Origin of the sequence: Vibrio sinensis, from assembly GCF_003605645.1 — a bacterium.
Classification (GTDB): Bacteria; Pseudomonadota; Gammaproteobacteria; order Enterobacterales; family Vibrionaceae; genus Vibrio; species Vibrio sinensis.
The window spans coordinates 18686-38281 of the sequence record NZ_QVMU01000026.1; the positions used below are offsets into that span (position 1 = coordinate 18686).

The 19596-nt window shown below is 42.9% G+C and carries 18 protein-coding genes; 5 read left to right on the forward strand and 13 right to left on the reverse strand.

The genetic code is table 11. From position 1 onward, the window contains the following. Nucleotides 1–20: 20 nt before the first annotated feature. The 12 genes from DZ860_RS19510 to DZ860_RS19570 all read right to left on the reverse strand — a co-directional run bounded on the left by DZ860_RS19510 (nt 21) and on the right by DZ860_RS19570 (nt 10619). A complete protein-coding gene (locus DZ860_RS19510; RefSeq protein WP_120034479.1) occupies nt 21–794 on the reverse strand; it encodes a ParA family protein in 774 nt (257 codons plus the stop codon). Nucleotides 795–809: 15 nt separating this feature from the next. Then, complete coding sequence (gene rsmG, locus DZ860_RS19515; protein WP_120034481.1) at nt 810–1442, reverse strand: 16S rRNA (guanine(527)-N(7))-methyltransferase RsmG; 633 nt, start codon at nt 1440–1442, stop codon at nt 810–812. Then, nucleotides 1442–3337 (reverse strand): tRNA uridine-5-carboxymethylaminomethyl(34) synthesis enzyme MnmG, encoded by a 1896-nt coding sequence (gene mnmG, locus DZ860_RS19520; protein WP_120034483.1) that lies wholly within the window; start codon nt 3335–3337, stop codon nt 1442–1444. The genes rsmG and mnmG overlap by 1 nt, the downstream gene beginning before the upstream one ends. Before the next feature lie 487 nt (nt 3338–3824). Beyond that, entirely contained in the window at nt 3825–4259 is a 435-nt protein-coding gene (gene mioC, locus DZ860_RS19530) for an FMN-binding protein MioC (RefSeq protein WP_120034487.1), read from the reverse strand. 49 nt (nt 4260–4308) lie between these two features. Further along, entirely contained in the window at nt 4309–5670 is a 1362-nt protein-coding gene (mnmE, locus tag DZ860_RS19535; protein ID WP_120034489.1) for a tRNA uridine-5-carboxymethylaminomethyl(34) synthesis GTPase MnmE, read from the reverse strand. Between the two features lie 118 nt (nt 5671–5788). Further along, on the reverse strand, nt 5789–7408 hold the full coding sequence (yidC, locus tag DZ860_RS19540) for a membrane protein insertase YidC (RefSeq protein ID WP_120034491.1): 1620 nt from the start codon (nt 7406–7408) through the stop codon (nt 5789–5791). Between the two features lie 2 nt (nt 7409–7410). Further along, a complete protein-coding gene (yidD, locus tag DZ860_RS19545; RefSeq protein ID WP_120034493.1) occupies nt 7411–7668 on the reverse strand; it encodes a membrane protein insertion efficiency factor YidD in 258 nt (85 codons plus the stop codon). After that, a complete protein-coding gene (gene rnpA, locus DZ860_RS19550; RefSeq protein WP_243641891.1) occupies nt 7635–7958 on the reverse strand; it encodes a ribonuclease P protein component in 324 nt (107 codons plus the stop codon). Before rnpA ends, yidD begins: the two co-directional genes overlap by 34 nt. A gap of 46 nt (nt 7959–8004) precedes the next feature. Next, nucleotides 8005–8139 carry a 50S ribosomal protein L34 gene (rpmH, locus tag DZ860_RS19555; protein ID WP_005378825.1) on the reverse strand — a complete coding sequence of 45 codons (135 nt, stop codon included), beginning with the start codon at nt 8137–8139 and terminating at the stop codon, nt 8005–8007. 234 nt (nt 8140–8373) lie between these two features. Next, entirely contained in the window at nt 8374–9105 is a 732-nt protein-coding gene (locus DZ860_RS19560) for an amino acid ABC transporter ATP-binding protein (RefSeq protein ID WP_120034497.1), read from the reverse strand. Then, on the reverse strand, nt 9102–9773 hold the full coding sequence (locus DZ860_RS19565; RefSeq protein WP_120034499.1) for an amino acid ABC transporter permease: 672 nt from the start codon (nt 9771–9773) through the stop codon (nt 9102–9104). Before DZ860_RS19565 ends, DZ860_RS19560 begins: the two co-directional genes overlap by 4 nt. An 87-nt stretch (nt 9774–9860) precedes the next feature. Beyond that, a complete protein-coding gene (locus tag DZ860_RS19570; protein ID WP_120034500.1) occupies nt 9861–10619 on the reverse strand; it encodes an amino acid ABC transporter substrate-binding protein in 759 nt (252 codons plus the stop codon). Nucleotides 10620–11027: 408 nt separating this feature from the next. Between DZ860_RS19570 and dnaA the strand changes: the two genes are divergently transcribed. The 5 genes from dnaA to DZ860_RS19595 all read left to right on the forward strand — a co-directional run bounded on the left by dnaA (nt 11028) and on the right by DZ860_RS19595 (nt 18044). Then, a complete protein-coding gene (dnaA, locus tag DZ860_RS19575; protein ID WP_120034502.1) occupies nt 11028–12434 on the forward strand; it encodes a chromosomal replication initiator protein DnaA in 1407 nt (468 codons plus the stop codon). 65 nt (nt 12435–12499) lie between these two features. Continuing rightward, complete coding sequence (gene dnaN, locus DZ860_RS19580; RefSeq protein WP_120034504.1) at nt 12500–13600, forward strand: DNA polymerase III subunit beta; 1101 nt, start codon at nt 12500–12502, stop codon at nt 13598–13600. Between the two features lies 1 nt (nt 13601). Next, complete coding sequence (recF, locus tag DZ860_RS19585; protein WP_120034506.1) at nt 13602–14681, forward strand: DNA replication/repair protein RecF; 1080 nt, start codon at nt 13602–13604, stop codon at nt 14679–14681. 17 nt (nt 14682–14698) lie between these two features. Beyond that, on the forward strand, nt 14699–17119 hold the full coding sequence (gyrB, locus tag DZ860_RS19590) for a DNA topoisomerase (ATP-hydrolyzing) subunit B (protein WP_120034508.1): 2421 nt from the start codon (nt 14699–14701) through the stop codon (nt 17117–17119). A 490-nt stretch (nt 17120–17609) separates the two neighbouring features. Next, nucleotides 17610–18044 (forward strand): Hsp20 family protein, encoded by a 435-nt coding sequence (locus DZ860_RS19595; RefSeq protein ID WP_120034510.1) that lies wholly within the window; start codon nt 17610–17612, stop codon nt 18042–18044. A 115-nt stretch (nt 18045–18159) separates the two neighbouring features. Here DZ860_RS19595 and DZ860_RS19600 read toward each other — a convergent pair whose 3' ends face one another. Continuing rightward, a complete protein-coding gene (locus DZ860_RS19600; RefSeq protein ID WP_120034512.1) occupies nt 18160–19407 on the reverse strand; it encodes a valine--pyruvate transaminase in 1248 nt (415 codons plus the stop codon). Between the last annotated feature and the right edge of the window lie 189 nt (nt 19408–19596).

The following is a 19596-nucleotide window of genomic DNA, read 5'->3' on the forward strand; positions in this document are numbered from 1 at the left end:
CAGAATTCCTTTGGTTAGTTTTATGCAGGGATTTCTTCACGACGTAGCATTTCACCCGCCAAAGCCAAATAAGCTTTAGCGCCGGCAGAATACTTGTCGTAATACATAGCTGGCTTCCCATGACTTGGGGCTTCAGCTAAGCGAACATTGCGAGGGATAACAGTGCGGTACACTTTGCTGCCAAAGTGTTTTTTTAATTGATCTGAAACTTCATTAGAGAGCCGGTTTCGAGGGTCATACATGGTTCGCAACAACCCTTCGATTTTCAAATTTTCGTTCACTACAGCGGCTAACTTACTGATCGTATCCATTAACGCGGTTAAACCTTCAAGTGCAAAATACTCACACTGCATTGGAACCAAAACCGAATCGGCTGCGGCCATTGCGTTGATTGTAAGGAGGTTTAAAGAAGGAGGACAATCAATAAAGATGAAATCATAGTTATCACGAATGGAGGTTAACGCATGCTTTAGACGCACTTCTCGAGCAAAAACTTCCATCAATTTTATTTCAGCGGCTGTTACGTCGCCATTTGCTGCAATTAGATCGTAGTGTCCGGTCGTTTTTCGAACAACAACTTCTTCAAATGGAACATCTTCAACAAGCAGCTCATAAGCTGTAGCGTCGACTTGATATTTGTCGACGCCACTAGCCATAGTCGCATTCCCTTGTGGGTCCAAGTCAATCACCAAAACTTTACGCTTTGTTGCTGCCATAGATGCGGCTAGATTAATACAGGTTGTTGTTTTACCTACGCCGCCTTTCTGATTAGCAATAGCTACTATTTTTCCCACAAGTTGACCTCGCTTCTATTCCTTGCGCGATAAGACTACTAGATGACGCTCGCCTTCTAACTCGGGAACTTTCAAAGCTTTGATATCGGTCACACAACACCAATCAGGTAGCTGTTCAATCTCATTCTGTGGTAATTGTCCTTTCAGAGCCAAGAAACGTCCTGTTCCACTGATAGGAAGATGGTGACACCATTCCACCATATCGGTGATAGAAGCAAATGCTCGGCTTAGAACACCATCGAATTTTTCTTCCGGTTGGAAGTCTTCAACACGACTTTGAATCGGTGTTACGTTTCCAATCTTCAATTCATGGATAACTTGTTTGATAAAGCGGATACGCTTCCCAAGGCTATCCAACAAGAAAAATGTCTTACCTGGATTCATAATTGCTAATGGAATCCCTGGTAACCCAGGACCAGTACCAACATCAATAAAACGTTCGCCTTGTAAGTAAGGGCTTACAACGATGCTATCAAGAATATGTTTTACCAACATTTCTTCAGGATCACGTACTGAAGTTAGGTTATAGGCTTTGTTCCATTTATTAAGTAACCCCACGTAACCAAGCAACTGCTCTCGTTGTAGTGGCGATACTTCTAAATCTGTTTGAGCAATCAGAAGATCCAGTTTGCTTTCCAGTAAACTCATTATGCTTCCTCACTCTTTTTTAGCATGCCGTGCTTTTTAAGGTGCACAAGTAAAATCGAAATAGCTGCAGGTGTAATACCTGAAATTCGAGATGCAATACCAATGCTTTCTGGTTTCGCATCATTTAATTTAAGAACAACTTCGTTCGACAAACCTTTTACGTCACTGTAATCAAGCTCAAGTGGTAACTTGGTGTTTTCATGACGAAGTGATTTTTCAACTTCATCTTGCTGACGCTTGATGTAGCCATCGTATTTAACTTGAATCTCTACTTGTTCAGCCGCTTGTTGATCTTCTAAAGCAGGGGCAAAGCTATCAAGTTGAGTTAACTGTGTATAAGTAATCTCTGGACGACGTAAAAGATCCTCACCACTCGCTTCACGAGCCATCGGTGTTTTCAACAAAGCATTAAGTTGATCAATACCTGCTGAATTTGGGTTCATCCACGTTTCTTTTAGGCGCTGACGTTCAGTGGTAATACGTTCTACTTTTTCACTGAAACGAGCCCAACGAGCATCGTTGATAAGACCAAGTTCACGTGCTTTTTCCGTTAAACGTAAGTCAGCATTGTCTTCACGAAGCAATAGGCGATATTCCGCACGAGACGTAAACATACGGTAAGGTTCTTTAGTACCCATTGTCGACAAATCGTCAATCAGTACACCAACATACGCTTCATCACGGCGTGGGCTCCAACCCTCTTTGTCTTGACTAAACAAGCTAGCATTAAGACCGGCCATTAAACCTTGCGCTGCCGCTTCTTCATAACCTGTTGTGCCGTTGATTTGACCAGCAAAGAATAAACCACTGATAAATTTAGTTTCATAGGTATGCTTCAAATCACGAGGATCAAAGAAATCATATTCAATCGCATAACCAGGACGAACGATATGTGCGTTCTCAAAACCTTTCATTGAACGAACAATTTGGATTTGAACGTCAAACGGCAAGCTGGTGGAAATACCATTAGGGTACAATTCATGTGTTGTTAACCCTTCTGGCTCAATAAAAATCTGGTGGCTATTTTTATCGGCAAAACGCATCACTTTGTCTTCGATTGAAGGGCAGTAACGTGGACCGATACCTTCAATAATACCAGCGTACATCGGGCTACGATCTAAGTTGGCACGAATAACATCATGTGTTTTCTCATTGGTATGAGTAATAAAACATGGAATTTGACGTGGGTGATGAGTACGAGAACCCATAAAAGAAAATACTGGTGTTGGGTTATCACCGTGTTGTTCTTCTAACACTGAAAAATCGACACTACGTGCATCAATACGAGGTGGAGTACCTGTTTTTAGGCGATCCACTCGGAAAGGCATTTCACGAAGACGATCAGCTAATGCGATCGATGGAGGATCGCCTGCGCGTCCACCTGCGCTATTTTCTAGGCCGATGTGAATCTTGCCACCAAGGAACGTCCCAACTGTCAATACAACGGCTTTGGCGCGGAATTTGAGACCCATTTGAGTCACAACACCCATCACTTGATCGTTTTCAACGATCAAATCATCTACCGACTGTTGGAATAGCGTTAAGTTTTCAGTGTTCTCTAACGTGTTACGAACATAAGCTTTGTACAGAGCGCGGTCTGCCTGAGCGCGAGTTGCGCGAACAGCAGGACCCTTTGATGCATTTAATGTTCTAAATTGAATACCAGCATGATCAATGGCTTGAGCCATTAAGCCACCCATAGCATCCACTTCTTTTACTAAATGCCCTTTACCGATACCACCAATAGCTGGGTTGCAAGACATTTGGCCAAGAGTGTCGATATTATGAGTTAGTAACAGGGTTTTTTGTCCTGTACGAGCTGATGCGAGTGCGGCTTCCGTTCCTGCGTGACCGCCACCGACTACGATGACGTCAAAATTTTCGTGATAAAGCATGAACTGACCTCTGGTATTCAAGAGAGATAGGATAGAGAAAAAGGAGCCATATTCTACCTGCTTTCTGGTGGAGAGAGAATCGCTTTTAAGTTTTTTAAACAAAAGGCTTAAGAAGCTTATAGATATTAGATCTTTATATATGATCTTTTATTAGATCTATTATTAGGATCGACGATCTCTGTGGATAAGTGAGAAATGATCAACAAGATCATGGATCTTCTTACGATCATATCATGTGATCTTGCGTTGATCAGTCTGAGGATTAGCTGGGATCAAAACGGCTACTTATGCACAGGTGCTTTGGGGTTGAAAAGTTATACTTTGGATAACTATAGCTTAATAACCGGATATCTCATTATTTATCCACAGATGGATTGGGTGATAATTGAGCGACTTTTAAGTTTTTGATGTGTTAGTTATACACAATGATGGGTATTCGAGGGGAAGAGGAGAGTGCAGTGATCAATATTTTGACCACTGCTGAGAGCTAGAAATGAGTAATATGTTCCAATAACCACTCTTCAGCGGCATCTTCAGGGACACCACTTTGCAGTATATCGATAGTGAAACAGTCAGAAATGGCACGACCGCCAATATCTTCTAGTAGTTGATGAGCATGTTTTCCTGCTGCACAGAAGGTGTCATAGCTAGAATCACCAATGCCTATCACAGCAAATTGAACGTTATTCATACGAGGTGGTGTATTTTGTAACGTCTCAATGAACGATTTAATGTTATCTGGGTAATCACCAGCACCATGAGTGGAGGTAATGACTAACCAAGTTCCATCAGCTTCGATTTCTTCAAGAGAGGGATGGTTATGAATTTTTGTGGTGTGGCCTTTCTCAACCAACAAGTCACTAAGGTGGTCACCGACGTATTCAGCGCCACCTAATGTACTGCCAGTAATAATGTGGATCATGCTTATTCCTTATAGTCAAAACGCGGCTATATATGCCGCGTTTATTCGATTATTTGCCGATGCAGAAAGACGAGAAGATCCGTCCAAGAAGATCGTCTGAGCTGAACTCTCCGGTGATCTCATTGAGATGCTGCTGTGCTATGCGCAACTCTTCAGCTAATATCTCTCCAGCCATATAACCTTCGAGTTGTTGTTGGCCTATATCAAGGTGATTCGCTGCTTTCTCTAACGCTTCTAGGTGTCGACGACGTGCCATAAATCCACCTTCATGCCCGCCAGCAAAGCCCATACACTCTTTAAGGTGGGTACGTAGCGCATCAACGCCTTGGCCTGTTTTTGCCGATAGACGGATTAATGTTGGTGAATTAACGTGGCAAATCCCGAGATCTTCACCGGTTTGATCGGCTTTATTGCGGATCACAGTCATTCCCATGCTATCAGGAAGACGATCAACAAAATCAGGCCAAATTTCTATTGGATCGGTTGCATCGGTCGTTGTTCCATCAACCATAAATAATACGCGATCGGCCTGTTTTATTTCATCCCAAGCTCGTTCAATACCAATTTTTTCTACTTCGTCAGACGCTTCACGTAGGCCTGCTGTATCAATAATGTGTAACGGCATACCATCAATATGGATATGTTCACGTAAAACATCCCGTGTTGTGCCAGCAATATCAGTCACAATCGCGGATTCTTTGCCTGACAATGCATTCAGTAGGCTCGATTTACCCGCGTTAGGGCGCCCAGCGATTACCACTTTCATACCTTCGCGCATAATCGCGCCTTGGTTTGCTTCTTGGCGTACTGCTGCTAGGTTATCGATAATCGCTTGTAAGTCGGCAGAAACCTTTCCATCAGCTAGAAAATCAATTTCCTCTTCAGGGAAGTCTATGGCTGCTTCTACGTAGATTCGTAGATAGATTAGTGAATCAACAAGAGTATTGATTCGTTGTGAGAACGCGCCTTGTAGTGATTGTAACGCCGATTTTGCAGCTTCTTCAGAACTGGCATCGATTAAATCAGCGATCGCTTCTGCTTGCGCTAAGTCGAGCTTGTCATTTAAGAAAGCACGTTCTGAAAACTCACCTGGTCGAGCTGTACGAATGCCAGGTATCTGAAGAATGCGCTTAATTAGCATGTCCATTACTACTGGGCCACCATGACCTTGTAGTTCAAGTACATCTTCACCAGTGAAAGAATGAGGGTTTGGGAAGAAGAGAGCGATACCTTGGTCTAGCTGAGAGCCCTCTTGATTGGTAAAGGGTAGGTACTCAGCATAACGAGGGCGTAGGGTCTTGCCTGTCACTTCCAGCGCGACCTGGGCGGCTTGAGGACCGGATACTCGGATAATTCCCACACCACCACGACCGGGTGCAGTTGCTTGGGCGACAATGGTATCTGTAGTCATAATCGTGCCTGTTCTATTTGTTCTCGTTGGAACATCGGTCAATAAGAGATTAGCTGAATTGTAATCAGCTCAAATAAAAAAGGCGACCTTTTGGCCGCCTTTTAAGGGTTATTTCTACTTACTTAGTATGTAAGCCTTTCTTTTCCAGCGATCTGTAGATTAGAGTTTGCTGGATAAGCGTTACGATGTTCGATACCAACCAGTAAAGAACTAGACCTGATGGGAAGAACAGGAAGAAGAATGTAAACATAACCGGCATAAAGGTCATGATCTTCTGCTGCATTGGGTCTGTAACTGTTGTTGGGCTCATCTTCTGAATCATGAACATAGAAGCACCCATCAGTAGTGGCAAGATGTAGTATGGGTCTTGCGCTGAAAGGTCATGAATCCAACCGAAGAATGGAGAATGACGCAGTTCTACTGATTCCATCAACGCCCAGTAAAGTGCGATGAAGATTGGCATTTGCAGTACAAGAGGTAGACAGCCACCCAATGGGTTCACTTTCTCTTTCTTATACAGTTCCATCATTTCTTGGCTCATGCGTTGACGGTCGTCGCCAATACGCTCACGCATTGCTTGCAGTTTAGGTTGCAGCATGCGCATTTTAGCCATAGAAGTGTACTGAGCTTTAGTTAGTGGGTACATAGCACCACGAACAACAAACGTCAGTAGCATGATTGCAAGACCCCAGTTTCCAACAAAACCGTGAATCGTTGATAGCAACCAGTGTAGAGGTTTTGCGATAAACCATAACCAACCGTAGTCCACTACAAGGTCAAGGTTTGGAGCAACTGCTGCCATTTGATCTTGAAGTTTTGGACCAACCCATAGCGTCGCTTTGAACTGTGCGTTGTCACCATCAGCGATAGTTTTATTTGGCATACGAATACCAATATCACCTAGGTTACCAATTACGCGAGTGTAAAGGTTTGTGCCTGGTTCGTTGCGAGGAATCCACGCTGATGCAAAGTAGTGCTGAATGATTGCAGCCCAACCTTCGCCATTGGCAAGGTTGATAGACAGGTTGCGGTCTTGCATATCTTCAAAGCTGTACTTTTTGTAGCGCGTATCTTCAGTTGAGTATGCACCACCTAAGTACGTTGGCATCGTAATGCTGCCGCCTGAATCAGTCAGATTGTGACGCAAGTGAGCGTACATTCCGAAAGTTGCATTGGTACCAGATTTGTTTGTCACGTCGTATTCTACGTCAAGAGCGTAGCTACCACGTTTCATGATATAAGTTTTAGTGTACTGCAGACCATTGGCTGTATAAGTCATTGGAATGCGCAGCTCGTCTTTGCCATCAGCTAGAGTGAATGTATCTGCGCTAACTGTGTAGTGAGGACGATTTGTGCTGCTCAAGTCGATGCCTTGAGGACCAACTAAGCCACTTTGAGCGATATATTGATGACCAGCATCGTCTTGTAGAAGAACGAACGGGTCTTTTGAATCTAGTTCGGCACCGTATTGGTTCAGTTCCGCTTCGATTACATCACCACCAACGGTATCAATCGACAGAGTTAATACGTCTGTTGTGACAGTAATCGTTTTGGCTGAAGCTTGTTGAGCTGAAATAGGGTCAAGCTCATCAGCTAATGATGGTGCAGGTAGGGTACTGCTGGATTGAGACTGTTCAACCGGCTGAGGAGTAGGATTCTTTGCAACTTGCCATTGTTGAAACAGCAAGAAAGAAACCAGTGCTAGCGCGATAAACAGGATATTACGTTGAGAATCCATCGTTATTTATCTCTGTCTTGTTTTTGTACTGGAGGAATGGGGTCAAAACCCCCATCGTTTAAAGGGTGGCATTTTAATAGACGTTTGCTTGATAACCAACATCCTTTTACAAAACCGTGAGCTTTCAACGCTTCTATCGCATATGTAGAGCAAGTTGGAGTAAAACGACATCGTGGTCCAATAAGAGGACTAATGAACCATTGGTAAATTCGGACAAGTCCGATCGCTACCCACGAGATGGGCGAGACAGTCTTTGCCATAATTTATCAAGCAAATTAAACATTTCTTCATTGCTTAAATCTTGCGCGCTTTTCTTTGCAATAACAACAAAATCTTTGTTAGGAAGTTTATGTTGAGAATTACGGAAGCTTTCACGTGCTAGACGTTTAAAACGATTTCGACCAACGGCGGTTTTAATCTGTTTTTTTGGAACTGCTAGACCTAGTCGAGGATGAGATAGGCTATTGTTACGTGCAATGATGGTGAAATGAGGTGAGCCAGCCCTATGAGCTTGCTGGAAGACTTTTTGATAATGCTCGGGAGTTAACAAGCGTAACTCCCGATTGAACGCGTACGTACTCAAAATAAACTAATGATTATTTTGAAAGGCGCGCACGGCCTTTTGCACGACGTGCATTGATAACCTTACGGCCGTTCTTAGTTGCCATGCGTGCACGGAAGCCGTGAGTACGCTTGCGCTTTAGAACTGTAGGTTGAAAAGTGCGTTTCATGATAAATACCTTACTGATCAGTAGTTTTAGGTTCTTAAGTTAACCCGGCGTGGGTACCTAGTCTTTCTTTATATATAAAGAGGACGACCGACGCCTCTCAACAAAGAGGCGGAATTGTAATCACACTCACTATTTGTGTCAACGACTCATGTGAGTGAAATTCCGCGTCGGACGATTATACGTAGTGTGAGCAAAATCTCAAGGATCGATCGTTCGATTCGATGATCTTTATTTTTAGCCGACCTGACGTAAAAATTTTTGTAAGCGAAGATCTTGTGGATTACTGAATATATCCTGTGGAGATCCCTGCTCAATAATTTTGCCATCAGCCATAAAGATCACACGGTCGGCGACTTCTTTGGCGAATTGCATCTCATGAGTGACAACCAACATGGTTTGATGCTCTTTGGCAAGATCTTTCATTAAATTAAGGACTTCGCCCACTAATTCAGGATCTAATGCCGATGTTGGCTCATCAAATAGTAATAAATCTGGCTGGAGAGCCATAGCTCGACCGATGCCAACACGCTGCTGTTGACCCCCTGAAAGGGCGGCTGGATATTGGTTAGACTTATCCCCAAGACCGATGTTTTCTAAAATCTTCTGGGCGTGGATAAGTGCTTGTTCTTTTTTCCATCCACGAACCGTGATCAGCCCTTCTGCGATGTTTTGCTTGGCAGTCATGTGAGAAAATAATGCATAATTTTGAAAAACAAACCCAGTTTTTCGTCTTAATGCTAATAATTCTGCTTTAGTGTGACTTTCACTGTTCACCGTTACATCACCAATGGTAACCGTACCGCTATCTGCATGCTCAAGAAAATTGATGCATCGCAGTAGTGTTGATTTGCCAGTACCGCTCGAGCCGATGATAACAATGATTTCTCCTTTTTTTATCTCAAGATCAATGCCGTTGAGTACAGAGACTTCACCAAATTTCTTATGAATATTATGGAGTTTAATCATCGAGCGTATGCCTTATTGAGTTTTACTTCTGCCCAGGTTTGAACATGGGTCAATATAACGACTATTGCCCAATAGATGAGGGCGACGGCTAAAAAGGCTTCGAAAAAACGGAAACTAGATGATGCTTCCATTTGAGCTCGAGCCATAATTTCAGTTACACCTAACGTAAAAGCGAGTGATGTCGATTTGATCATATCGATGAAATAGTTCATCAGAGATGGGAGGGCGATACGCGTCGCTTGCGGTAAAATAATTCGTCGCATAGCCTGAGTGGTTGTCATACCGACAGATAGACTGGCTTCCATTTGGCTGCGATCGATCCCCATTATGGCTGCACGAATGCTTTCTGCCATATAAGCAGCAAAATGAAGCGTTAAGCCAATGACAGCGGCTGAAAATGCATCCAGTCCAACCATGAAAGGAAATATCTGCGGTAACCCGTAATAGAGTAAAAATAGCTGGACGAGTAAAGGGGTACCACGGAAAAAGCTAATATAGAGCTGACTTAATTGATTGAGTACTGGAATTTTGAATACTCGAATATTGGCTAAAATAACAGACAAGATGAGAGCAAACAGTAAACCCCACGAGGCCATTTCCATGGTGGTCGCCAAATACTTAAGCAGTATTGGTAGTAATTCCAGCATGTAGTGTAAATCAAATCCCATTAGGCTTACCTTTATAAAGAAGAGAAAAGGTGGAGTTGTCAGCGCCACCTTTGGGTATAAGAACAACGGATAAAAAGGGCAGAGGTATTACTGAGAGATATCAGCACCAAACCATTTCGTTGAGATTGCGCTTAAGGTACCGTCATTACGCATTTGAATTAGAGCGTCATTGACTTCTTTTTGTAATTGACGACCTCTTGCGTTATCAACAAATGGCCAGGCATTTTCGATCGTTTCAAAAGGTTGACCGGCTAGTTGTAGTGGCAGACCCGTTTTTTTGATCAAGGCTAGTGCTGATAAACGATCCATAACAAATGCATCAACTCGTCCAAGGGCGACATCATGTTCGATACCCGTGTCGTAGGTTTTAATCGTAATCTTTTCGTCACTATCATGATCGCGAAGTAACTGTTCAAAGTTAGAACCAAGGTTTACAGCGACCGTTTTGCCATCAAGATCGTCAATCGTCTTAATATCATCATTACCTTTGCGTACGGTAATTTGTGCACCATCGATGACATAAGGTTCTGCAAATAGATATTTGGCTTTTCTGTCGTCGGTTATCGTAATTTGGTTGGAAATAGTATCAATGCGACCGGTTTCGAGTAGCCCAAAGAGTCCGGAAAAGCTGGCAGTTACATATTCAACCTTATAGTGGTTTCGTTTAGCAATTTCATCCCACAAATCGACTTCAAACCCTTGTAGCTTGTCTTGCTTAACAAATGTAAATGGGAAATATCGTCCAGACATCCCCACTTTTACGTCGCTGATAGCTTCGGTGCTTGCATGAACGGTAGCAGCAGAAAGAGCGATAGCTGCAATGGCAACCTTAATCCAGTTTTTCATATTATGACTCCATGTAATTATGGAGATAAATACTACTGTTACTTTACTTAGTTAGATAAATAACTAAGTGCAATAACCTAGACGTGTTAGTAATAAGTTGATCGTTTTCAATACTTTTAACCCAATCAATCTCTCCAAAAAACAAAAATAGTGAGAAAAATAGGTCGATCTCAGAACAACAATTCACAGAGTTATCACCAATTGCTGGATCTCGCTAAAAACCGCTAAATGTGGATCAATGTGTGAGTAATAATGGGGCATGATGTGTGGATCACTCGAATAAGCGAGGAAATATTGTGAATAACTCAGATCTTATTCACTGGATCGTCGATCATTTGCTGGTGATCTTGGTTATCAACAGGTAAAATTATCAGTCTTTTCCGATCTATTACTTCGAGTGGGGGCACCGTGTCATCTTCGCTTTGGTTGCAATGTTTGCAACAGCTTCAAGAAGAGTTACCAGCTACAGAATTCAGTATGTGGGTACGTCCGTTACAAGCAGAGCTCAATGACAATACGCTCACCCTTTTTGCACCAAATCGTTTTGTATTAGATTGGGTCCGCGATAAGTACCTCAATAGCATTAATAGGCTATTGCAAGAATTTTGCGGTAACGACATTCCTAACTTACGTTTTGAAGTGGGTAGTCGCCCTGTTGCGGCTGTACGTGCAGTACCTAAACGTACTCCTGCTGATGTCGCAGCTGAATCATCAGCACCTGCTCAATTGCAGGCACGCAGACCAGTCCATAAAACATGGGATGATGATGAGCAGGCAATGGCGAATATCAACCATCGCTCAAACGTAAACCCAAAACATAAATTTAATAACTTCGTCGAAGGTAAATCGAACCAACTTGGTTTGGCCGCTGCTCGTCAAGTATCGGATAACCCTGGCGCAGCTTATAACCCACTGTTTCTATACGGTGGTACTGGCTTAGGTAAAACACACCTTTTGCACGCGGTTGGTAATGCGATTGTTGATAATAAACCAAACGCGAAAGTGGTTTACATGCACTCTGAGCGTTTTGTTCAAGACATGGTTAAAGCACTGCAAAACAACGCGATTGAAGAATTTAAACGTTACTACCGTAGTGTTGACGCGTTACTTATCGATGACATTCAATTCTTTGCTAATAAAGAACGCTCTCAAGAAGAGTTCTTCCATACGTTCAATGCGTTATTGGAAGGGAACCAGCAGATCATATTAACTTCAGACCGTTATCCAAAAGAGATCAATGGGGTTGAAGATCGTTTAAAATCTCGCTTTGGTTGGGGTTTGACTGTGGCGATCGAGCCTCCTGAGTTGGAAACGCGCGTTGCGATTTTGATGAAGAAAGCAGAAGATCACCAAATTCACTTAGCGGATGAAGTGGCTTTCTTTATTGCGAAACGCTTACGCTCAAATGTGCGTGAACTTGAGGGGGCGTTGAACCGTGTTATTGCCAACGCAAACTTCACTGGCCGTCCAATTACCATTGATTTCGTACGTGAAGCACTTCGTGATTTACTTGCTTTGCAAGAAAAGTTGGTGACTATCGATAATATTCAAAAAACTGTCGCGGAATATTATAAAATAAAGGTCGCAGATTTATTGTCGAAGCGTCGTTCTCGCTCAGTTGCTCGTCCTCGCCAGCTTGCGATGGCACTAGCAAAAGAGTTGACCAACCATAGCTTACCTGAAATTGGTGATGCTTTTGGCGGACGCGATCATACGACTGTTTTACATGCATGTCGTAAGATTGCCCAACTGCGCGAAGAGAGCCACGATATCAAAGAAGATTACTCAAATTTGATTCGTACGCTTTCGTCTTAATAGATGATGGTATCCATCACCTGACTTTTAAACGCAATAAAGAATCCTGATAGAAAGAGCGCACTATGAAATTTTCCATTGAACGTAGCCACTTGTTAAAGCCATTACAGCAAGTTTCTGGTGCTTTGGGTGGACGTCCTACTTTGCCAATTTTAGGCAACTTACTACTTAAAGTGGAAGACAACGTACTGTCGATGACGGCAACGGATCTTGAAGTTGAACTGATTAGCCGAGTCACCCTTGAGGGGGACTTTGAAACCGGTAGTGTGACGGTTCCATCACGTAAGTTTCTTGATATTTGTCGTGGTTTACCTGACAACGCTATCATTACTTTCCTTTTAGAGGGAGAGCGTGTTCAAGTTCGTTCTGGTCGTAGTCGTTTCTCATTGGCGACTTTACCTGCTAATGATTTTCCAAATATTGAAGATTGGCAAAGTGAAGTTGAAGTTTCACTGACTCAAGCTGAATTACGTGGTTTAGTTGAAAAAACTCAATTCTCAATGGCAAACCAAGATGTGCGTTATTACCTTAATGGTATGTTATTTGAAATTGAGGGGACGACTCTTCGTAGTGTCGCGACTGATGGCCACCGTATGGCGGTATCTCAAGTAGCTCTTGGTGCCGATTTTGCGCAGAAACAGATCATTGTTCCACGCAAAGGTGTACAAGAATTAGTGAAACTTTTAGATGCGCCAGAGCAACCTGTTGTTTTGCAAATCGGTAGCTCTAATCTTCGTGCTGAAGTGAACAACTTTGTCTTTACCTCTAAATTAGTTGATGGCCGTTTTCCTGATTACCGTCGTGTAATGCCGCAAACGACCACTAAAACGCTAGAAGCAAACTGCGATGAATTGCGCCAGGCATTTTCTCGTGCTGCAATTCTTTCGAATGAAAAATTCCGTGGTGTACGCGTTAATCTAGCAAACACAGAAATGCGCATTACCGCTAACAACCCAGAACAAGAAGAAGCAGAAGAAATGCTAGATGTTTCTTTTGAGGGCGATGCCATCGAAATTGGCTTTAACGTTAGCTACGTATTGGACGTTCTAAATACCTTACGCTGTGAAACCGTCCGCATTTCAATGTCGGATGCAAATGCAAGTGCATTGATTGAAAATGCCGATGATGACAGTGCCATGTATGTGGTGATGCCGATACGTCTATAACATGCCGCTTTCTCGACTTGTTATTCAGCAGTTTCGCAATATTAAAGCCTGTGATATCGAATTATCAGCAGGCTTTAACTTTCTTATTGGTCCTAACGGTAGTGGCAAGACTAGCGTATTGGAAGCCATCTATATGCTTGGTCATGGTCGCTCGTTTAAAAGCTCACTGACTGGGCGAGTGATTCAAAATGAGTGCAGCGAGCTATTCGTGCACGGCCGTTTTTTGAACTCGGATCAATTTGAGTTACCCATTGGCATTAATAAGCAGCGTGACGGGACAACTGAAGTTAAAATAGGCGGTCAATCTGGGCAAAAACTCGCTCAGCTGGCGCAAGTATTACCATTGCAACTTATTCACCCTGAGGGGTTTGATTTGTTGACAGATGGCCCGAAACATCGACGTGCATATATAGATTGGGGCGTATTTCATACGGAGCCATCTTTCTTTGATGCATGGGGCCGTTTTAAGCGCTTAAGTAAACAACGCAATGCGTTACTAAAGAGCGCGAAAAGCTATCGAGAACTCAGTTACTGGGATCAAGAGCTTGCACACCTGGCTGAAAGCATTAGTCAATGGCGTAGCATCTACGTCGAAAATATGAAAATTAAAGCTGAGCAAATCTGCAAAACCTTTTTGCCAGAATTTGATATTCAATTGAAGTATTATCGAGGGTGGGACAAAGATACGTCTTATCAAGAAATCCTCGAGAAGAACTTTGAACGTGACCAAGCTTTAGGGTACACATTTAGTGGTCCCAATAAGGCGGATTTACGCATCAAGGTAAACGCAACACCAGTTGAAGATGTGCTATCACGGGGTCAACTTAAGTTGATGGTGTGTGCATTGCGCGTAGCGCAAGGACAACATTTAACGGAAATGACCGGGAAGCAATGCATTTACCTTATTGATGACTTTGCATCGGAATTAGATAGTCAACGTCGTAAGCGGTTAGCTGACTGCTTAAAAGAGACGGGGGCTCAAGTTTTTGTAAGTTCTATTACTGACAGCCATATCGTTGATATGAATGACGAGAAAGGCAAGATGTTCCATGTGGAACATGGCACAATAGAGCAAGTATAAATAGCGGAAGATAATTCATGTCTGAAAATTACGATTCATCGAGTATTAAAGTACTAAAGGGTCTGGATGCGGTTCGTAAGCGTCCAGGTATGTACATCGGCGACACGGATGATGGCACCGGCCTACACCACATGGTATTTGAGGTGGTGGATAACTCAATTGATGAAGCGTTGGCTGGTCACTGTAAAGACATCGTTGTGACAATCCATGAGGATAACTCTGTTTCAGTCAGTGATGATGGTCGTGGCATTCCAACCGAATTACACCCAGAAGAAAATGTATCTGCTGCTGAAGTTATCATGACGGTACTTCACGCTGGCGGTAAGTTTGATGATAACTCGTACAAAGTATCGGGTGGTCTACATGGCGTTGGTGTTTCAGTAGTAAACGCCTTGTCAGAAAAAGTAGAGCTGACTATCAATCGTGGTGGTCATATTCACACGCAAACCTATTGCCATGGTGAACCACAAGCACCGCTAGCGGTAGTGGGCGATACAGATAAAACGGGTACTAAAATCCGTTTTTGGCCAAGCGATCAAACGTTTACTAATGTTGTAGAATTTCATTACGATATCTTAGCTAAGCGCTTACGTGAACTATCTTTCCTGAACTCTGGTGTATCCATCAAATTGCGCGATGAGCGTGAAGAAGATAAAAGCGATCATTTTGAGTTTGAAGGTGGTATTCAAGCTTTTGTTGAGCATCTTAATACAAATAAAACGCCAATTATTGATAAGATTTTCCACTTTGATTTTGAGCGTGAAGACGGTATTACCGTTGAAGTTGCGATGCAATGGAACGATGGCTTCCAAGAAAATATCTACTGCTTTACTAACAATATCCCACAACGCGATGGTGGTACTCACCTTGCTGGCTTCCGTGCGGCGCTTACGCGTACACTGAATAGCTTTATGGATAAAGAAGGTTTCTCTAAGAAAGCAAAAACAGCAACTTCAGGTGATGATGCACGTGAAGGTCTAACGGCGGTTGTTTCTGTAAAAGTACCTGATCCTAAGTTCTCAAGCCAAACTAAAGATAAATTGGTTTCCTCTGAAGTAAAATCAGCGGTTGAATCTGCAATGGGCGAAAAACTGTCAGAGTTCCTTATTGAGAACCCGTCAGAAGCTAAGATGGTTTGTTCAAAAATCATTGATGCAGCACGTGCTCGTGAAGCAGCGCGTAAAGCTCGTGAAATGACTCGTCGTAAAGGCGCATTAGATTTAGCGGGTCTTCCAGGTAAACTGGCAGACTGCCAAGAGAAAGATCCTGCTCTTTCTGAACTATACATTGTGGAAGGGGACTCTGCTGGCGGCTCAGCCAAGCAGGGGCGTAACCGTAAGAACCAAGCAATTCTTCCTCTAAAAGGTAAGATTCTTAACGTAGAGAAAGCACGTTTCGATAAAATGTTGTCTTCACAAGAAGTTGCCACACTGATTACTGCATTAGGTTGTGGTATTGGTCGCGATGAATACAACCCGGATAAATTGCGTTACCACAACATCATCATCATGACCGATGCGGACGTCGATGGTTCGCACATTCGTACACTACTATTGACGTTCTTCTACCGTCAAATGCCTGAGCTTATTGAGCGTGGCTACATCTACATCGCTCAGCCACCACTTTACAAAGTGAAGAAAGGTAAGCAAGAGCAGTACATTAAAGATGAAGATGCAATGAACCAGTATCAAGTGTCGTTGGCACTGGATAATGCAGCTCTACACGTTAACCCAGAAGCGCCAGCGCTATCAGGTGAAGCTCTAGAGAAGCTTGTTCAGCAATACAATGCTGCGATTAAGCTGGTGGATCGTATGAGCCGTCGTTATCCTCGTGCACTGATTCATGAGTTGATTTATACGCCTCGTTTAACGACAGAGCAGTGTAAAGAGACAGCGGCTGTTGAAGCATGGACGACACAACTTGTTGAACAACTTAATGCAAAAGAAGCAGGCGCAAGCCAATACAGCTTTGAAGTAGAAGTTCATGAAGAGCTAGGTTTAAGTTTACCTAAGATTGTTGTTCGTACTCACGGTGTGACACACAACTATCCGTTAAGTGCTGATCTGTTGAACTCGAAAGAGTACAGCAAACTTGCAACGCTATCTGAAGCTCTTAATGGCTTGATTGAAGATGAAGCTTACATCAAGCGTGGTGAGCGTACCCAACCTGTATCTAGCTTTGCTAGTGCTCTTGAGTGGTTAATCAAAGAGTCTCGTCGTGGTCTAAGCCTACAGCGTTACAAAGGTCTAGGTGAGATGAACCCAGATCAGCTATGGGAAACGACAATGGATCCTGAAACTCGCCGCATGATGCAAGTAACCATTGAAGATGCAGTAGGCGCAGACCAATTGTTTACGACGCTAATGGGTGACCAAGTTGAGCCTCGTCGTAACTTCATCGAAGAGAATGCGTTAAAAGTAGCTAACCTAGACGTTTAGGTTCTTTTCTCTTTGCTGGATTAGCTGATTTCAGCGTCGGAGGTGCTCACATACGCTTGTATGCTGCGCGCCACCTCCTTGAACTTAGCTTATCCTGCTGTGATAAAAGTAAACCTAAATTTATCTAGATAATGTTTAAAAGCACTGCCTTAGGGTGGTGCTTTTTTGCGTTATAGGGGCGTAGGAAATCGTGAACATAAATTATTTTCGACACATCCCTTGAAAGGGATTTGGTGCGGCCGCATATCTATAAGTGAAGAGGATGCCAATGATTGGACCTTGGAACGAGTTGGCAACGTATCGCTCAGGAGAGGATAACGAGTGCCACTGACAATTTAATTTGATTCATCACCATGTCCCCGAACTTAAAAGAAAGTCAGTGGAATGGATGAGGATCCCTTAGTCGTTGATCTGTAATACAGATAGAGTCTTTAATCGACTCATGCCTACTCTCACGACTAAGACTATTGCTTACTAGAAGGATAGCATAATGAGAACTGTAGATTTCACTCCTTTATACCGCAACGCAATTGGTTTCGATCGCCTACTTAATATGATGGAAACCACATCAGCAAAGAATACATCTGGTGGTTACCCTCCGTACAATATTGAACAGCAAGATGAAAATCACTACCGCATTACGATGGCAGTAGCTGGCTTTGCTGAAGAGCAACTTGATTTGACTCAGAAAGAGAACATGCTGATTGTTAAAGGTGAACGCCAAGCTGAAGAGGGTAAAAATTACGTTTACCAAGGTATTGCTGAACGTGACTTTGAACGTAAATTCCAACTGGCTGATTATGTAAAAGTGATCGGGGCAAGTATGGAAAATGGTTTACTCCACATTGACCTAGAACGTGAAATACCAGAAGCAATGCAACCACGTAAAATTACGATTAATGGTAGCAACCTTATAGAGAGTTAATCTCGTTGTGATTTGATAAAGAGTGAAAGAGCGCCCTTACTTTTGTGATAACAAAAGCGAAATAAAAGAGGCGCTCTTTTTTGATCTAAAATACTCGTGACGACTGAATTAATCCTCAGGCTGAATAGGCTTTTTCAATTTCTTCCGCAATCATCGCGATGCCTTTTTGCATCATTTCATCATCTTGTACGTAGTTCATTCGTAAACACTGATGAGCATGTTCCCAATCATCTTTCTGTCCGATAAAGAAATATTCACCGGGAACAATGAGTACACCACGAGCTTTCAAGCGCTTGTACAGTTCCATTGTTGTTATTGGTAGTTCATCAAACCATAGCCATAGAAATATAGCCCCCTCAGGCTTATGAATACGAAAGCGAGAATCGGTAATTGCTTGTTGCAATAACTCTACGGCACGTTGAGCTTTTTGCTTATAGAAAGGCTTTATCACTTCAGTACTTAGCTTAAGCAAGTCACCTTTTTCAATCATACGATGAGCGATTGCTGGTCCAACACTTCCAGGTGCCAAACTAATGATGCCATTCATGTTTGTCATTGCTTGGGTCGTTTCTTCATTGGCAATCACGATGCCACAACGTACCCCTGGCAAACCTAATTTAGATAGGCTCATACATAGGATGGTATTGTCGTTCCAGAAAGGTTGTACATCTTCAAAAATGATATTAGGGAAAGGCAAACCGTAAGCGTTATCAATAATGAGTGGAATGTTGTGTTGACGAGCCAATTTATCCAGCTTGTGGATCTCTTCGTCAGTGAGAACATTTCCTGTTGGATTGGTTGGGCGAGAAGCACAAATAGCGGCAACGGACTCATCCACAGTCAATTGCTCAAAATCGACGTGGTATTTAAACAAACCACCATCAAGTAGCTCAATCTCTGGATGGTAAGAGACAAAGATATCCTCATCAATACCCGCATCCCCATAGCCGATATACTCAGGTGCTAACGGTAGAAGTATTTTCTTGTGTGTTCCATCAGACTGTTTACCTGCCAGAAGGTTGAATAGGTAAAAGAAGCCACTTTGACTGCCGTTGGTTAGGCTGATGTTCTTTTCACTGATATCCCAGCCATAAGTTTCTTTTAGCAGTGCTGCTAAAGCTTTAACAAAGACATTTTTACCTTGCGGGCCATCATAATTGGCGAGTGCCGCAATGAGTTCTCCACTGGCGAGCATTTCTTCGCTGGTGTCACGGAAGTAGTCGAGCATAGTTGGAATGGCCGCTGGGTTTCCCCCTCCAAGCATGATGGCACCTGGTGTGCGTAAACCATCATTTAAGTCATCCATTAACTGGGTTATGCCAGAGTACTGATTAAATTTTTCACCGAATTTAGAGAACTGCATGCTTTGTTAAACCTAATACATTGTGTTTGCTTTCATGTGTATGGCGTCAGTGCTTTGCTGACGAATCGAGTAATCCTTGAACATACCTCAATGAGAATATGACGAAAAGCACAATTTTAAGTATTCTATAAAAAGAAAGCCCAACTCCGATGAGTTGGGCTTAAGTTAAAAGCATTTAATATGTGAAAC

Bases quoted from the DNA above. Each gene is read 5' to 3' on its own strand.
- rsmG (WP_120034481.1), bottom strand. From the start codon at position 1,442: ATGAGTTTACTGGAAAGCAAACTGGATCTTCTGATTGCTCAAACAGAT.
- mnmG (WP_120034483.1), bottom strand. From the start codon at position 3,337: ATGCTTTATCACGAAAATTTTGACGTCATCGTAGTCGGTGGCGGTCAC.
- mioC (WP_120034487.1), bottom strand. From the start codon at position 4,259: ATGATCCACATTATTACTGGCAGTACATTAGGTGGCGCTGAATACGTC.
- mnmE (WP_120034489.1), bottom strand. From the start codon at position 5,670: ATGACTACAGATACCATTGTCGCCCAAGCAACTGCACCCGGTCGTGGT.
- yidC (WP_120034491.1), bottom strand. From the start codon at position 7,408: ATGGATTCTCAACGTAATATCCTGTTTATCGCGCTAGCACTGGTTTCT.
- yidD (WP_120034493.1), bottom strand. From the start codon at position 7,668: ATGGCAAAGACTGTCTCGCCCATCTCGTGGGTAGCGATCGGACTTGTC.
- rpmH (WP_005378825.1), bottom strand. From the start codon at position 8,139: ATGAAACGCACTTTTCAACCTACAGTTCTAAAGCGCAAGCGTACTCAC.
- DZ860_RS19560 (WP_120034497.1), bottom strand. From the start codon at position 9,105: ATGATTAAACTCCATAATATTCATAAGAAATTTGGTGAAGTCTCTGTA.
- DZ860_RS19565 (WP_120034499.1), bottom strand. From the start codon at position 9,773: ATGGGATTTGATTTACACTACATGCTGGAATTACTACCAATACTGCTT.
- DZ860_RS19570 (WP_120034500.1), bottom strand. From the start codon at position 10,619: ATGAAAAACTGGATTAAGGTTGCCATTGCAGCTATCGCTCTTTCTGCT.
- dnaN (WP_120034504.1), top strand. From the start codon at position 12,500: ATGAAATTTTCCATTGAACGTAGCCACTTGTTAAAGCCATTACAGCAA.
- recF (WP_120034506.1), top strand. From the start codon at position 13,602: ATGCCGCTTTCTCGACTTGTTATTCAGCAGTTTCGCAATATTAAAGCC.
- gyrB (WP_120034508.1), top strand. From the start codon at position 14,699: ATGTCTGAAAATTACGATTCATCGAGTATTAAAGTACTAAAGGGTCTG.
- DZ860_RS19595 (WP_120034510.1), top strand. From the start codon at position 17,610: ATGAGAACTGTAGATTTCACTCCTTTATACCGCAACGCAATTGGTTTC.
- DZ860_RS19600 (WP_120034512.1), bottom strand. From the start codon at position 19,407: ATGCAGTTCTCTAAATTCGGTGAAAAATTTAATCAGTACTCTGGCATA.